This window comes from Hymenobacter actinosclerus (assembly GCF_900111515.1).
In the GTDB taxonomy this organism is placed as follows: domain Bacteria; phylum Bacteroidota; class Bacteroidia; order Cytophagales; family Hymenobacteraceae; genus Hymenobacter; species Hymenobacter actinosclerus.
This window is the reverse complement of the sequence record NZ_FOHS01000003.1, coordinates 678,782-693,383: the sequence shown is the minus strand read 5'-3', so window position 1 is coordinate 693,383 and position 14,602 is coordinate 678,782. Positions and strand designations below refer to the sequence as shown.

General features: G+C 62.4%; 12 protein-coding genes. 10 read left to right on the top strand and 2 right to left on the bottom strand.

Going from position 1 to position 14,602, the window contains the following annotated elements:
* Positions 1 to 185 precede the first annotated feature (185 nt).
* The 7 genes from purH to BMY67_RS19045 all read left to right on the top strand — a co-directional run bounded on the left by purH (position 186) and on the right by BMY67_RS19045 (position 8,598).
* Positions 186 to 1,754, top strand: coding sequence for a bifunctional phosphoribosylaminoimidazolecarboxamide formyltransferase/IMP cyclohydrolase (gene purH, locus BMY67_RS14560; RefSeq protein ID WP_092772825.1), 1,569 nt, complete (start codon positions 186 to 188; stop codon positions 1,752 to 1,754).
* Positions 1,755 to 2,007: 253 nt separating this feature from the next.
* Positions 2,008 to 3,033, top strand: a complete 1,026-nt coding sequence (locus BMY67_RS14555) for a rod shape-determining protein (protein WP_092772823.1) — start codon at positions 2,008 to 2,010, stop codon at positions 3,031 to 3,033.
* Between the two features lie 128 nt (positions 3,034 to 3,161).
* Positions 3,162 to 4,085, top strand: a complete 924-nt coding sequence (gene mreC / locus BMY67_RS14550; protein WP_092772821.1) for a rod shape-determining protein MreC — start codon at positions 3,162 to 3,164, stop codon at positions 4,083 to 4,085.
* Positions 4,082 to 4,618 (top strand): hypothetical protein, encoded by a 537-nt coding sequence (locus BMY67_RS14545; RefSeq protein WP_092772819.1) that lies wholly within the window; start codon positions 4,082 to 4,084, stop codon positions 4,616 to 4,618. Before mreC ends, BMY67_RS14545 begins: the two co-directional genes overlap by 4 nt.
* A 121-nt stretch (positions 4,619 to 4,739) precedes the next feature.
* Positions 4,740 to 6,584, top strand: a complete 1,845-nt coding sequence (gene mrdA, locus BMY67_RS14540) for a penicillin-binding protein 2 (RefSeq protein ID WP_092772817.1) — start codon at positions 4,740 to 4,742, stop codon at positions 6,582 to 6,584.
* 116 nt (positions 6,585 to 6,700) lie between these two features.
* A complete protein-coding gene (gene rodA, locus BMY67_RS14535; RefSeq protein ID WP_092772815.1) occupies positions 6,701 to 7,999 on the top strand; it encodes a rod shape-determining protein RodA in 1,299 nt (432 codons plus the stop codon).
* A 35-nt stretch (positions 8,000 to 8,034) separates the two neighbouring features.
* A complete protein-coding gene (locus BMY67_RS19045; protein WP_143069840.1) occupies positions 8,035 to 8,598 on the top strand; it encodes a hypothetical protein in 564 nt (187 codons plus the stop codon).
* On the opposite strand, the gene BMY67_RS14530 is transcribed toward BMY67_RS19045, so the two are convergent.
* Positions 8,579 to 9,625 carry a hypothetical protein gene (locus tag BMY67_RS14530; protein WP_143069839.1) on the bottom strand — a complete coding sequence of 349 codons (1,047 nt, stop codon included), beginning with the start codon at positions 9,623 to 9,625 and terminating at the stop codon, positions 8,579 to 8,581. The two genes, BMY67_RS19045 and BMY67_RS14530, sit on opposite strands and share 20 nt — an antisense overlap.
* Before the next feature lie 114 nt (positions 9,626 to 9,739).
* On the bottom strand, positions 9,740 to 10,897 hold the full coding sequence (locus tag BMY67_RS14525; RefSeq protein ID WP_092772811.1) for a hypothetical protein: 1,158 nt from the start codon (positions 10,895 to 10,897) through the stop codon (positions 9,740 to 9,742).
* 35 nt (positions 10,898 to 10,932) lie between these two features.
* On the opposite strand from BMY67_RS14525, the gene BMY67_RS14520 reads away from it, so the two are divergent.
* The 3 genes from BMY67_RS14520 to porZ all read left to right on the top strand — a co-directional run bounded on the left by BMY67_RS14520 (position 10,933) and on the right by porZ (position 14,594).
* Positions 10,933 to 11,256: a 2Fe-2S iron-sulfur cluster-binding protein gene (locus BMY67_RS14520; RefSeq protein ID WP_092772809.1), complete on the top strand. Its 324-nt coding sequence runs from the start codon at positions 10,933 to 10,935 to the stop codon at positions 11,254 to 11,256.
* 199 nt (positions 11,257 to 11,455) lie between these two features.
* Entirely contained in the window at positions 11,456 to 12,055 is a 600-nt protein-coding gene (locus BMY67_RS14515) for a thymidine kinase (RefSeq protein WP_092772807.1), read from the top strand.
* 139 nt (positions 12,056 to 12,194) lie between these two features.
* Positions 12,195 to 14,594 (top strand): type IX secretion system anionic LPS delivery protein PorZ, encoded by a 2,400-nt coding sequence (gene porZ / locus BMY67_RS14510; RefSeq protein ID WP_092772805.1) that lies wholly within the window; start codon positions 12,195 to 12,197, stop codon positions 14,592 to 14,594.
* Positions 14,595 to 14,602: the final 8 nt, after the last annotated feature.

The following is a 14,602-nucleotide window of genomic DNA, read 5'->3' as shown; positions in this document are numbered from 1 at the left end:
GGTTGAGCTGCGGCGGCAGGCCTGGGCCGGCGCGGCGGCCACTGCACCCGCTGCCTGCCGGAAGCCGGCCTGGTGGTGCCGCAGGGGCTGTTACCTGCTCTCCTTAACAATTTGGTAACAACGGGCCGCGCCGGGCTGCCTACCTTCGCGGAGCATTTCACGAACCCTTTCAGCCCTTTTCCGCCATGTCGCAGCCCATTCGTTCCGCCCTCATTTCCGTGTATTACAAGGACCGCCTCGGCCCGCTCGTAGACCTGCTGAGTCAGCACGGCGTCACGCTGTACTCGACCGGTGGCACCCAGCAGTTTATTGAGGAGCACGGCGCGGCGGTAACGGCCGTGGAAACGCTGACCGGCTTTCCGGCCGTGTTTGGCGGGCGCGTGAAAACCCTGCACCCCACCGTGTTCGGCGGCATTCTGTACCGCCGCCACGAAGCCTCCGACCTGGCCGAAGCCCGGCAGCACCAGATTCCGCCCATCGATTTGGTGGTCGTAGACCTGTATCCGTTCGAGGAAACCGTGGCCTCGGGCGCCGCGGAGGCCGACGTGATTGAGAAGATTGACATCGGCGGCATCTCGCTGCTGCGGGCGGCGGCCAAAAACTTCCGCGACGTGCTCGTGGTCAGCAGCCGCGACCAGTACGCGGCCGTTACCGAACTGCTGGCCCAGAAAAATTGCGCCACCGACCTGGAGGACCGCCAGCGCTACGCCGCCGCCGCCTTCGCCACCACCGCCCACTACGACACCGAAATCGGCCGCTACTTCGTGGAAAGCCAGGGTGAAAAAGTAAAAAGCCAGAACCTGCCTGCTGAAGAACAGACGAACAACGAAAAACCAACAACGAACAACGAAACGCCCCTGCGCTACGGCGAGAACCCCCACCAGGCCGGTACCTTCTACGGCGACCTAGGCGCGCTCTTCGACCAGCTCCACGGCAAGCAGCTCAGCTACAACAACCTGGTAGATGTGGACGCGGCCGTGCTGCTGATGCGCGAGTTCGACGCGGCCGGCCCCGCCGCCTGCGCCATTCTCAAGCATACCAACGCCTGCGGCGTGGCCCAGGCCGATACGTTGCACCAGGCCTACCTGAACGCGCTGAGCTGCGACCCGGTGTCGGCTTTCGGTGGCGTTATCATCGTGAACAAGCCGGTGGATGCGGCCACGGCCGAGGAGCTGAACAAGCTGTTTTTCGAGGTACTGATTGCGCCCGGGTTTGAGGCCGAGTCGTTGCCGCTGCTGCAGAGCAAGAAAAACCGCATTCTGCTGCGCCAGAAGCCCGTTCAGTTTCCGGCTAAGCAAATCAAAACGCTGCTCAACGGCACCATCGAGCAGGATTTCGACCAGGCCATGGAAGGCGCGGCCGAGTTCAAAACCGTCACCGAGTCGGCCCCGACGGCTGAGGAGGTGGCGGCGCTGGAATTTTCCCTCAAAATCTGCAAGCACACCAAGAGCAACACCATTGTGCTGGCCCGCGCCGGCCAGCTGCTGGCCTCGGGCGTCGGCCAGACTTCGCGGGTGGATGCCCTGCGCCAGGCCATCGAGAAGGCCGCCGCGTTCGGCTTCGATCTGAACGGGGCCGTTATGGCCTCCGATGCCTTCTTCCCCTTCCCCGACTGCGTGGAAATTGCGGGTGCCGCGGGTATCCGGGCCGTGGTGCAGCCCGGCGGCTCCATCAAAGACCAGGACAGCATTGCCGCCTGCAACCAGCGGGGCATGGCCATGGTGCTGACGGGCGTGCGCCACTTCAAGCACTAGCCCGGGCAACAGCCGGCAACAGTACTTTTAAGTAACGCAATTGGGTGCGGGGCGTAGCTTCGCACCCTATTGCGTTGCAGGCAATGGTGGCCGATATGCTTGAGCTTGCATTGTAGCCGGCGCCGGTACTGTTTCGGCACATTGTGCGTTCAGCAGCTGGCTCGGCCATTCTTCATCCCTATAAATTCCTGCGTACTTTTGCCCTTCTTTTGACGGGCCATGCTGTCCGCTCTCATTTACTTGCCGTTACGAAATGGGTTTCTTCAATTTCTTTACCAGCGACATTGCCATTGACCTGGGCACGGCCAATACGCTCATCATTCACAACGACGTTATCGTGGTGGACGAACCGAGCATCATCGCCAAAGACCGCACCACCAATAAAGTAATTGCCGTGGGCCGGCAGGCGCAGCAGATGCACGAGAAAACCCACGACAACATCAAAACCATCCGGCCCCTGAAAGACGGCGTAATTGCCGATTTCCACGCCGCCGAGGAGATGATTAAGGGGCTCATCAAGATGATTGATACCCGCAACCGCCTGTTTCAGCCTTCGCACCGCATGGTGATCTGCATTCCCTCGGGCATTACCGAGGTGGAGAAGCGGGCCGTGCGCGACTCGGCCGAGCACGCCGGCGCCAAGGAAGTCTGGATGATTCAGGAGCCCATGGCCGCCGCCATCGGCATCGGCATTGATGTGGAGCAGCCGGTAGGCTCGATGATTATTGACATTGGGGGCGGCAGCACCGAAATAGCCGTCATTGCCCTCTCGGGTATCGTTTGCGACCAGAGCATCAAAACGGCCGGCGACGTCTTCAACCAGGACATTCTCGACTACATGCGCCGCCAGCACAACCTGCTGATTGGCGAGCGAAGCGCCGAACGCATCAAAATTGAAGTAGGCGCAGCCCTCACCGAGCTGGAGGTAACGCCTCCCGACTACGAGGTGCGCGGCCGTGACCTGATGACCGGCATTCCGAAAGTCATTAAAGTCACGTCGTCGGAAATTGCCATTGCCCTCGATAAGTCGGTAGCCAAAATTGAGGAAGCCGTGCTCAAGGCCCTCGAAATCAGCCCGCCCGAGCTGTCGGCCGACATTTACGAAAACGGTATTCACCTGACCGGCGGCGGCGCCCTGCTGCGCGGCCTCGACAAGCGCCTGGCCGTGAAAACCAAGCTGCCCATTCATATTGCCGAAGACCCGTTGCGCGCCGTAGTGCGCGGCACCGGCAAGGCCATCAAGGATATCCAGGCCTTCCGGGGGGTGCTGCTGACTTAGAAGATAGAAGCTAGAAGTTAGAGTCGGACGTCATTCAAAGTATGCTGCGCTTTGAATGACGTTCTGCTTAACAGTTTCTGCTCGTAAAACTTCATCGGCTTCTAGCTCCTAACTCCTGGCTTCTCAAAATGAATAACCTGTTCGCCTTTCTGTTTCGCTACCGGGGGGTCCTGGTATTTGCGGTGCTGGAAGTGCTGAGCCTGTTTTTATTAGTGCGCAACAGCACGTACCAGCGGGCCGCGTTCTTCAACTCGTCTAATACCTACGTGGGGCAGGTGCTGGGCTGGCGCAACCAGGTGCAGGATTATTTCCGGCTGGCCGATGTGAACCAGGAGCTGATGCGCGAAAACGCCCGGCTGCGCCAGCAGTTCTACCCGCCCGATCTGGGCGGCCGCACTGCCGACTCGCTGCCCGTGCGCCAGGACAGCACCACCCGCGCCCGGCTGGCCATCCTGGGCCGCCCCGATTCGCTGCTGCTGGGCCTGCGCGCCCTGGCCACCCGCGACCCCGACTACCCCCTCATTCCGGCCCGGGTAGTGAGCAGCACCCAGCGCCTCGTAGACAACTACCTGACCCTGAACGTGGGCCGTGTCGATGGCGTCCGCGAGGGCATGGGCGTGGTGTCGGCCGAAGGCATTGTGGGGCGGGTGAAGGTGTTTTCGGAACATTACGCCACCATCACGTCGGTGCTGCACTCGCAGAGCCGCACCTCGGCCCGCATCCAGCGCGACGGTACCATTGGCACCGTGCGCTGGCTGGGCGACGACCCCACCCACGTGCTGCTCGACAACATTCCGCGCCAGAACAAGCTCGTGCGCGGCGATACGGTGGTGACCTCGGGCTACAACGCCGTGTATCCGGAGGGCGTGCTGGTGGGCACCGTCGATTCGTTTGTGAAGGAGCCCGACAAGAACTTCTGGACGGTGCGCGTGCGGCTGGCCACCGATTTTTCGCGCCTCACCTACGTGTACCTGGTGACGAGCAGGCCCCAGGCCGAGCGCGACACGCTGGAGCTGCGCGCCGGCATCAAACCCGAAACCCAGCGCCGATGAGCGGAGGAATTCTCACTATTCTGTGGCAGGGCCTGCGCGGCGTGTTCTACCTGGCCCTGTACGTGCTGCTGATCAGCGGCAACGATTTCGTGCTGTTCAACCTTGCCTGGTGCTTCATCTACCTGGGGTTTCTGCTGTTTCTGCCTCTGGGTACGCCGCTGGTGCTGCAGCTGGTGCTGGGCTTCGTGGCGGGCATTTCGCTCGATATGGTGTTTGATACCGGCGGGGTGCACGCCGCCGCCGCCGTGCTGCTCATGTACCTGCGGCCCTGGGTGCTGCGCCTGCTCACGCCCCGCGACGGCTACGATGCCCAGGATTCGGTGAACATCCACCAGATGGGCTGGCAGTGGATGGTGGTGTACCTGGTGCTGCTCACGGCTATTCACCACGCCGCTTTTTTCCTGCTCGAACTGGGCTCGTTCCGGTTTGTGGGACTCACGCTGGCCAAAATCGTGCTCAGCACGCTCTACACGGCCCTGGCCCTGCTCATCATCCAGCTGGTGTTCTACCCCACCAAGCGCCGCAAGCGGTGAATAAGTGACTCGGTGAATGAGTGACTCATTCACTGCTCCCGCACCTTTTCCGCAGGGTCGGGGTTATCTTTGTCTTCCGGCCGTTGGTGGCCGAACCCCTTTCCTTTCAGATTCTTCTGCCTTGCAATACCTCGAAGGCCGCAAATACGTCGTCCAGGCAATTTTCCTGGCCGTCGCGCTGGTTTTTGCGACGCGCCTGTTCTACATCCAGGTTCTGGACGGCAGCTATAAGCTGGCCGCCGACCGCAACACGCTCCAGCGCATCGTGCAGTCGCCCTACCGGGGCCTGATTTACGACCGTAAGGGCCAGATTCTGGTCCAGAATACGCCCGTGTACGACCTGATGGTAGTGCCGCGCGAAGTCAAGCAGCTCGATACGCTCCGCTTCAGCCAGCTGCTGCAGCTGCCGCTGGAGGAAGTGCGCGAGGGCCTGCAGCAGGCCCGCAAGTTCAGCCGCGTAAAGGCCTCGCCGCTGGTGCAGAATCTGAGCACCCAGGAACTGGCCGCCATTCAGGACAACCTGATTGACTTCCCCGGCTTTAGCGTGAAGGCCCGCATGGCCCGCTCGTACAACACCCACACCATGGCCCACGCCCTGGGCTACGTGGGCTCGATTACGCCCAAGCTGCTGGAGCGGCCCCAATACAGCAAGTACCAGCCGGGCGAGTTCCTGGGCATTACGGGCCTGGAGTCGTTCTACGAAAAGCAGCTCATGGGCCGGCGCGGCGTGCAGTACCGCATGGTGAACGTGCGCGGCATCGAGAAGGGCGCCTTCCGCGACGGCGAATACGACACGCTCTCGGTGGCCGGCCAGGACCTGCACCTGAGCCTCGACTCGGAGCTGCAGGGCTACACCGAGAAGCTGATGGCCGGCAAGCGGGGCTCGGTAGTGGCCATCGACCCCAAAACGGGCGAAATCCTGGCCTTCGTGTCGGCCCCGATGTTCGATCCCGAAATGCTGTCGGGCAAGGGCATGGGCAACCGCTACATGGAGCTGCTCAACAACCCCGAGCAGCCGCTGTTCAACCGGCCCCTCATGGCCACGTATCCGCCGGGTTCTACCTTTAAGCTGGTAAACGAGCTGGTGGCGCTGCAGGCCGGGGTGGTGTCGCCCAACACGCCGTTTCCGTGCAACTTCAAGCTGGTGCGCTGCACCCACCGCCACGAGTATCCGAGCAACGTGGGCATTGCCATCAAGCAGAGCTGTAACCCCTATTTCTACCAGGTAATGCGGGCCACGGTGCTGCGTGGGCGCTCCAGCAACCGCTTCGAGGATGCCCGCCTTGGCCTGGGCGAGTGGCGGCGCAAGGTGATGCAGTTCGGGCTGGGCGAGAAGCTGGGCGTGGATATGGGGCAGGAGAAAAAGGGCCTGATTCCGTCGCCCGAGTTCTACGACAAGCGCAATGGCTACCACCGCTGGACCTTCCGCACGGTGTATTCGCTAAGCATTGGCCAGGGCGAAATTGGCATTACGGGCCTGCAGATGGCCAATGTGATGGCCACCATTGCCAACCGCGGCTGGTACTACACGCCCCATTTCGTGCGCGGCATTGGCAGCGGCGGCCCGCTGCCCGAGTACCAGGTAAAGCACACGGTGGGCGTTGATGCCCGCCACTTCGAGGCCATCATTCCGGGCATGGTGAGTGTGGTGGATGGCAACGGCGGTACCGGCAACAACGCCAGCCTGGCCGATGTGGGTATTTCGGTAGCTGGCAAAACCGGCACCGTGCAAAACCCCCACGGCGACGACCACGCCACCTTCGCCGCCTTTGCCCCGGCCCAGGACCCCAAAATTGCCATCGTGGTGTTCATCGAAAATGCCGGTTTCGGCGGCAGCTCGGCCGCGCCGCTGGCCGCCCTCGTGATGGAGAAATACCTGCGTGGCCAGGTAGCCCCCTGGCGCCACCGCTGGGAAGAGTGGCTGCCCGGCCCCGCCGACCGCTTCATCAAACGCCGGAAATATTAATAGTGTAGCGCGAACTTTGTAGTTCGCGTCGCCGCGCCGTTCGAAGCCATCCTAACGGCACAAGGACGCGAACTACAAAGTTCGCGCTACACCAGCTTCTAATTCAAAATTCACAATTGAATTCCCTCCCCGCCCGCTACAACCGCAGCATCGACTGGGTCACGGTTCTGCTCTACCTGCTGATGGTGGGCGTGGGCTGGCTGAACGTGTACGCGGCCAGCTACTCGCCCGATGCGCCCAGTAACCCGTTTGGCTCGCTGAATTTCGGCCAGCTCATGGACTTCAACTGGTTCAAGCAGATTGTCTGGATTGGCACGGCCCTGGTACTCATTGTGGTGCTGCTCGTCATCGACCCCAAGGCCTACGACACGTTTGCCTACGGCCTCTACGGGCTGATGATTCTGCTGCTCATTGTTACGCCCTTTATTGCCCGGCCGATTGCCGGCTCGCGCTCCTGGCTGGAGCTGGGGCCGGTGCGGGTGCAGCCCGCCGAGTTTGCCAAGTTCATCACGGCCCTGGCCGTATCGCGCTACCTGGCCGGCATCAACCTGCGCCAGCAAAGCTTCCGCGACCAGCTGGTGCTGGTTGGCCTCACGCTGCTGCCGCCGGTGCTCATCATCGCGGCCAACGAAACGGGCCAGGCACTGGTGTTTGCCGCCTTCCTGCTGGCTTACTTCCGCGAGGGAATGTCGCCGATCATTCTGCTGATTCTGGCCGCCGGCGCCGTTATTCTCATTCTGGCGCTGCTCGTGCCCAAGGTCTGGTTGGTCGTGGGCTTCACGGTGCTGCTGGCGGTGGTGCTGGCGGCCAACTGGCGAAGTCTGCGCCACCACCTGCCCCTGAGTGCGGGCGTGTGGGCGGTGGTGATTGGCATGGTGTTCGGGGTGGATTTCTTCTTCAACAACGTGCTGCAGGACCACCAGCGCAAGCGCATCGAAATCCTGATAAATCCTTCGGCCGACCCGCTGGGCGTAGGCTGGAACGTCACGCAGTCGAAAATTGCTATTGGCTCAGGCGGACTGGCCGGCAAGGGTTTCCTGCAGGGCACCCAAACCAAGTTCGATTTCGTGCCCGAACAGAGCACCGACTTCATTTTCTGCACCGTGGGCGAGGAGTGGGGCTGGGCCGGCACAATGACGACCATTGTGCTGTTTATGGCCCTGCTCGGGCGCGTGGTGTTCGTAGCCGAGCGGCAGAAATCGGTGTTCGGCCGCACCTACGGCTACTGCGTGGCCAGTATCATCTTCTTTCACTTCTGCATCAACATCGGCATGACCATCGGGCTGGCCCCGGTGGTGGGCATCCCGCTGCCGTTCTTCAGCTACGGGGGCTCCTCGCTATGGTCATTCACCACGCTGCTCTTTATTCTGCTGGCCATTGATGCCGCCCGCAAGCAGGATCTGGAGCGATATTAGGAATAGAAGTTTTTGGGTTATATTTAAATAATTTTATGAAGGGATGTAATCTCAAATTTGCGCTTTTTATATTATCTGTAGCCCTCGCCTCATGTGCTACAAAAAAAATAATTTATCAGGATGATCATGGCGCTAACGTGCTTATAGTGAAATTGCTGAGGGAGTCAGATGCTGTGCGTAAAGAGCAGCGTATCAAATCCCGTTTCATTGGAGATTTAGGAGGGTACCCGCCATTTGTTTTTCCTTTCAAAAGCTACTTATCTGAAAAACAGTGTGTATTGACAAAAAATGAAAAAAATTCAGATATACAGACGTTGTTCTGTTTTAAAGAAAAATATAGTAGCGAATTTATTATGTGGGATAATTTTACAAGGCTGAAAGTAGAATTATACGATAGAAAGTATTCTCAAAAAATATCTGATAGCTTGTATTTTTATAAATTCACTCCACTGAGCCATATGTCAGGCATATGGCGTCCGATGCATTGTGTCTATTCCAAAAAAAATCAAATAGTTGAATTAGGGATGACTATAAATTCTCCTGATAAGGTGAGCGTATACAAAAAAGGAAATATCGTCTTCAAATCGATTGACTTCTAGCTTTTGATCCAAGTAGCGAATAGGCACTAACAATCAACGAAAAAGCCACCGCGAAAACCGGGGCGGCCAGATATCCCATGCGGCCCAAGTCGCCGGAAAGCAGCATGTGGGCGGCTACGATAACCAGCAGCCACGCGCCCGACCAGCCCACGGCGGGCAGCCAATGCTGGCGGGCAGCCCGGTTGCGCAAACCCACCAGCACGGCGAGGCTGAAGAAGCCAAAGATGCTGAAGATTTCGCCCGCCCCCTTCACCGAAAACAGCCGCCCGAGCGAATAGGTGAGGTTTTCGAGGTGGCCCAGGGCGTTGCTCACGCTGGCCGACGGCGGGGTGCCGGCCTGCTGGTCAATCCAGATGCGCAGGGCCAGCCAGGCGGCCCCGCCCAGCGTCAGCCAGACCAGCTGCCAGGGCCAGCGCAGCGCGTGGCGGCCGTACCACAGCAGCCAGGGCACCAGCATCAGGCCCGATTCTTTGGCCGGCAGCGCCAGCAGCAGCACGGCTACCACGGCCCCCGCCGAGCCCGCGCGCACGGCATAAAAGGCCAGCGCAAATACCAGCAGATACAGGCTATCCACGAGGGGCAGGCCGGCCATGTACACCGTCCAGCGGCTCGTGAACACGGCCGCCAGCGCCAGGGCCGCCGCCAGCGGCGAGGCCCCGCAGCGCTGGCAGGTACGGAACATAACCAGCCCCGCGCCGGCCAACAGCAGGCAGTTTACTACGTAAAAAGCCAGCCGCAGCGGCCACTCGGAGCCGGGGCGCTCGGGCCAGATGCGGGCGTACACCTGCTCGATGGGCCAGGCTACGGCGGCGGCCAGGGCCGGCACCAGGGGCCGGTAGCGCCGCGTCAGGCTCACGCCCGCAAACTCGCCCCGGGCCACGCTCAGGTAGCTGCGCGTGTCGAGCGAGTGCGAGAAATCGTAGTGCCGGTACATGGGGTAGGCCGGCCCAGCCACCAGGCCCAGGCCCAGCAGATACACCAGCAGCCAGTGCGGCCAGCGCAAAGAAGGAAGGGCGAGTGAGGACATGGGCGGCGGGCAGACGGGTAAAACCGATACCCCGGCGCAACGCAGGCCCCGCTGGCCCCGCCCTGGCGGATGCTGACGGGACGCCGGGTTGCGCCGGGGCACTGGCTGGGGAAATCAGGCGCTGAACTTGCGGTCAATCAGGCGCAACAGCTTGTTTACGTGCTCGTCTTTGCGCACCCACTGCTGTTCGGCGGCCAGGTTGTCGGTTACGTAGCGCTTGGCCGCATCGGCGTCGGGCAGCGTGTCGAGGTGCTGGATGGCGGCGTGGTAGCGCATATTCTCGCCCCCGAACAGCTCGTTGATGAAGCTGAAGCGCTGGTTGATGGATATAGCCTCGCGCAACGACTCGACGTGCTGGGGCTTTTCGGCCAGCGAGGTGCTGCGGTCGGCGGCGCGCAGCGTGTCGCTCAGCGACGGCGCGCCCGCGTTTTCGGCCTTCAGCTTGGCGTACAGCGGCACAGCGGCCGTGGTTTCCGGTTCGGCGGCCGGCGCTTTGGCCACCGGTGCTACCGGAGCCACTGGCGCAGCCGGGGTTGGCGCAGCCGGAGCCGCGGCAACCGCTACGGGGGGGGCCGGGGGGGCAGGCGTGGTGGCAACGGGGGCCGGCTGAGCCGGGGTGGCGGCAGCGGCGGCCGGGGAGGCTTCGCGCAGGTCGGCCTCGGTGAGTGGCAGCAGCTCGTTGAACTGGGCCACCAGCGCCGTGACGGGCGCAACCTGGTCCGGGTGGTTTTCCAGGTGCTGGCGGAAATGGCTGATGAGGTAGTCGCGGGGCTGCTCCTGGCCGGCGGGCAGCGCATCAACGAAGCGCTCAAACAGCGTCTTGTTGGTGTCGAGGTAGCGCAGGCCCTCGCGCAGCTGCTCGGGCGTGCGCGGGCCGGCCTCGGCGGGCAGCAGCTTGGTGGCCAGCGTATCGGCCGGGCTGAGGGCGCCGGCCAGCGTGTCGGCCACGGCCTGGGCCAGCAGGGGCTCGTAGGTGGGCCGGCTCAGGCGAATGCGCCGCGAAAGTACGTTCATGAACTGGGTGAGGGCCTGGCGCACGTCGGCATCTTCGAAGTCGAAATACGCGCTGCGCAGCTGGGCCATTTCGGCGGTCCACTTGCCCAGCAGCTCCTGCACCACAAACAGGTTTACCTGCCGGATGGGGGTGAAGCGCAGCACTGCCGGACCGTCGAGCGTGGCCGTGGGGCGGGCCCCGAAATGTTGGTCGCAGAGCCGCGCTGCCAGCAGCCGGCCGTATTGTTCACGCTGAGCGTGGCTATATTTGGTATTCATTCGAAAGCCTGGTTCAGCGAGCAATTTACAGAAAGATGCCCACTCTGATTGTCGAAAATCTGGCCGGCGTGGCCATTCCGGTGCCCGCCGGGGCCACGCTGCTGGCCGCCATTCAGGCGGCAGGCCACGACTGGCAGCACGCCTGCGGGGCGCGGGGCCGCTGCGTAACGTGCCGGCTGCGCATCACCAGCGGGGCCGAACTGCTCACCGAACCCACCGCCCCCGAGCTGCGCTACCGCGCCGCCGGCCGCCTCCGCCCCGACGAGCGCCTGAGCTGCCAGGCCCGCCTGCCCGCCGGCCAGGTAAGCGCCCGCGTGCCCCGCGCCACCCAGCTCCCGCACGTTTTCTATACTGAGTGAATGAGTGACTCGGTGAATGAGTGACTTGGGGAATGAGTGAAACAGGGCGTCATTAGGAGCGAAGCGAAGAATTTCGCTCCTAACAGCCGTTGAACGACTTCACGCGAGATTCTTCGCTCCGCTCAGAATGACGTTCGTTATTGACACTACCTTTGCCTCCTTCACTCATTCACCGAGTCACTCATTCACTTATTCGCCCGTGTTTATTGAACCCCGCGTTGGTACGCGCCTCGGCAGCAATGCCCGCCGGGGCTGGATTGAAGTTGTCTGCGGCTCCATGTTCTCGGGCAAAACCGAGGAGCTTATCCGGCGGCTGAAACGGGCCGAAATTGCCCGGCAGCGCGTGGAAATCTTCAAACCCGCCCTCGATACGCGCTACCACGCCGAGGACGTCGTGTCGCACAACCAGAACAGCATCCGGAGCACGCCCGTGCCGGTGGCCCAGGAAATCCTGCTGCTGGCCACCAACTGCGACGTGGTGGGCATTGATGAGGCGCAGTTTTTCGACGAGTCGCTGGTGGAGGTGTGCGTGCAGCTGGCCAACAGGGGTACCCGCGTGATTGTGGCCGGCCTCGACATGGACTTCCAGGGCCAACCCTTCGGCCCCATGCCCGCGCTGATGGCCGTGGCCGAGTTCGTAACCAAAGTGCACGCCATCTGCGTGTGCTGCGGCGAGCTGGCCTCGTACTCGTTTCGCGTAACGGCCGCCGAAGACAAGATTCTGCTCGGCGAAACCGACGCCTACGAAGCCCGCTGCCGCGTTTGTTTTCAGGAGGGCATGCGCGACAAGGTGAAATAGTGAGCGGGTGAGATGATGGGTGGGCGTGCTGCAATGATAAGGCTCCTCGCACGTTAAACTCCGCAGCTGGTTGCTTCCCCATTTCACCTCCGGGGTCGTTATCTTGCCAGTCAATCCGTTGTGCTTTACCTCTCCGTCGATGATGCGAATATTACGCCTGAGCCCGGCGCGGCTGCTGGTTTTTCTGTTGCCGCTTATAAGCCTGCTGCCGGCCGGCCCGGTTCGGGCGCAGGCCGCATCGGCGGCGGGCTATGGCGAGTGGCAGCTACACCTGCCCACCAACCGCGCCCTGGCCCTGGCCGAGGCCGGTAACCGGGTGTACGTAGCCGCCCAGGACGCTTTTTTCTACTTCGATAAGGAGCTGGGCACCACCACGCTGCTTTCCCGCCGCGACGGCCTCAACGATGTGGGCGTAAGCACGCTGGCCTACGACTCGGTGGGCCAGCAGCTGCTGGTAGCTTACCAGAACGGCAACCTCGACCTGCTGCGCCTGCAGGACGGCAAAATCAGCAACCTCAACGACATTTTTCGCAAGGATATCAGCGGCGGAAAAACCGTGTACCAGGTGCAGATTACCGGCCGGCGGGCGTACCTGGCGGCCAGCTTCGGCATTGTGGTGCTCGACCTCGACAAGCGCGAAATCCGCGACTCGTACACCAACATCGGCCCCGGTGGCGCGGTGGTGCGGGTGTACGCTACGGCCGTGGCGGGCGGCACGCTGTTCGCCGCCACCTCCAACGGGCTGATGCGCACGAGCCTGGCGGGCAACCCAATCGACTACCGCACCTGGACCACCGACCTGCCCGCCCGCGGCGGCGACCCCTACCGTACGCTGGCCGTGCAGCAGGGCCGGGTGGTGGCCGGCGTCAGCGGCGACCGGCTGTATGCCTACGCCGGGCCCGGCAGCTGGCAGCCGCTGGCCGGCTCGCCGGTGGGCGTTGCTTTCCGGCAGCTGATGCCCTCTTCGGCCGGGCTGCTGGTAACCGAGCAAGCCCAGGTATCGGTGCTCGATGTGGCTACCGGTGCCCGGCGGGCAACCCTGCGGCCGGCCCTGCTGCGCAATCCGCAGGCCAGCCTGCGTAGCCGGGAGGGAAGCTTTTACGTGGCCGATTTTGAGAACGGGCTGCTGCGCGTGGCCGCCGATGGCCAGCAGGCCGAGCAGTTTCTGACCAATGCGCCCGCCGGGGCCCAGGCCTTCAGCGTGCTGGCCGACGCGCGCACCAACACCGTGGACGTTTTCACGGGGGGGCACACCGACCGTTATCTGCAGCGCGGCTTCTTCCGCGGCTTTTATGAATTCCAGCAGGGGCAGTGGACCAACATCACGCCCATTACCCTGCCCGACCCGGCTCAGTACCCCAACCCCCGCGACCTTACCCGGGGCACGCGCACCGCCGATGGCACGCTTTACGTGGGCAGCTACGGCGACGGCCTGCTGGAATGGAAGGCTCCGGGCGAGTTCCGGCTTTTCAACCCCACCAGCAACCAGCCCAACCCCCTGCGCAGCGCCATTGCCGAACCCATCTACACCCGCGTTACCGACGTAACGACGGATGCAGAAAACCACGTGTGGGTGGTGAACCGCCACCAGATAGCCGGGCAGTCGGGCCTGTTCGTGTTCGATCCGGTGGCCAGCAGCTGGCGCATTATCGACTACTTCGCGGGCAGCGAAAACCTCGACCGCATTGCCCTCGACGACGCCGGCGCAGCGTGGGTGTCGCGGGCCCGGGCCCCCAACAGCGGCCTGGGCCTGGTGGCCCACAACCCCGAAACCCGCGAAACCCGCTACTACATCCAGGCTGTGGGCCGAAAGGACGAGGGCGGTAATACCACAGTGCGCGACATCAACGACATCTACGACGTGGTAAAAGACCGCGCGGGCGACATCTGGATTGGCACCAACAAAGGCCCGGCCTACTTTCCCAACCCCGGCGGCGCTTTCGACCTGCAGCAGGACGTAGGTTTCCAGTTGCCGTATATCGATAGAGGCGGCAAGAACGAGCAAGGCTTCCCGACGCTGGACAAACAGAAAATCAGTGCTATTGCCATTGATGGGGCCAACCGCAAATGGTTTGCCACCGACAACGGCCTGTGGCTGTTCACGGCCGATGCCAACGAGGTGCTGCTGCACTTCACCACCGCCAACAGTCCGCTGCCCTCCAATACCATCGTGGATGTGGCCGTGAACGACAAAACCGGCCAGGTATTCGCCGTGACGGATGCCGGCGTGGTCAGCTACCGCGGCGACGCTACCATCACCGAGGGCAAGCCCAGCTGCGCCAGCGTGTTCCCCAACCCGGTGCGCCCCGAGTACGCCGGGCCGGTGAGCATTTCGGGCCTGGCCAACAACGCCAGCGTGAAAATTACCGATGTGGCGGGCCGGCTCGTGTACCAGACCCGCGCCAACGGCGGCACCGTGAGCTGGAACCTGGCCGACTATAACGGTCAGCGTGTGCGCTCGGGCGTGTACCTGGTGCTCTCGGCCGATGCCGACGGCAAGAACGGCTGCGTGAGCAAGATTGCCGTAGTGAGTAAGTAGGAGCTGGA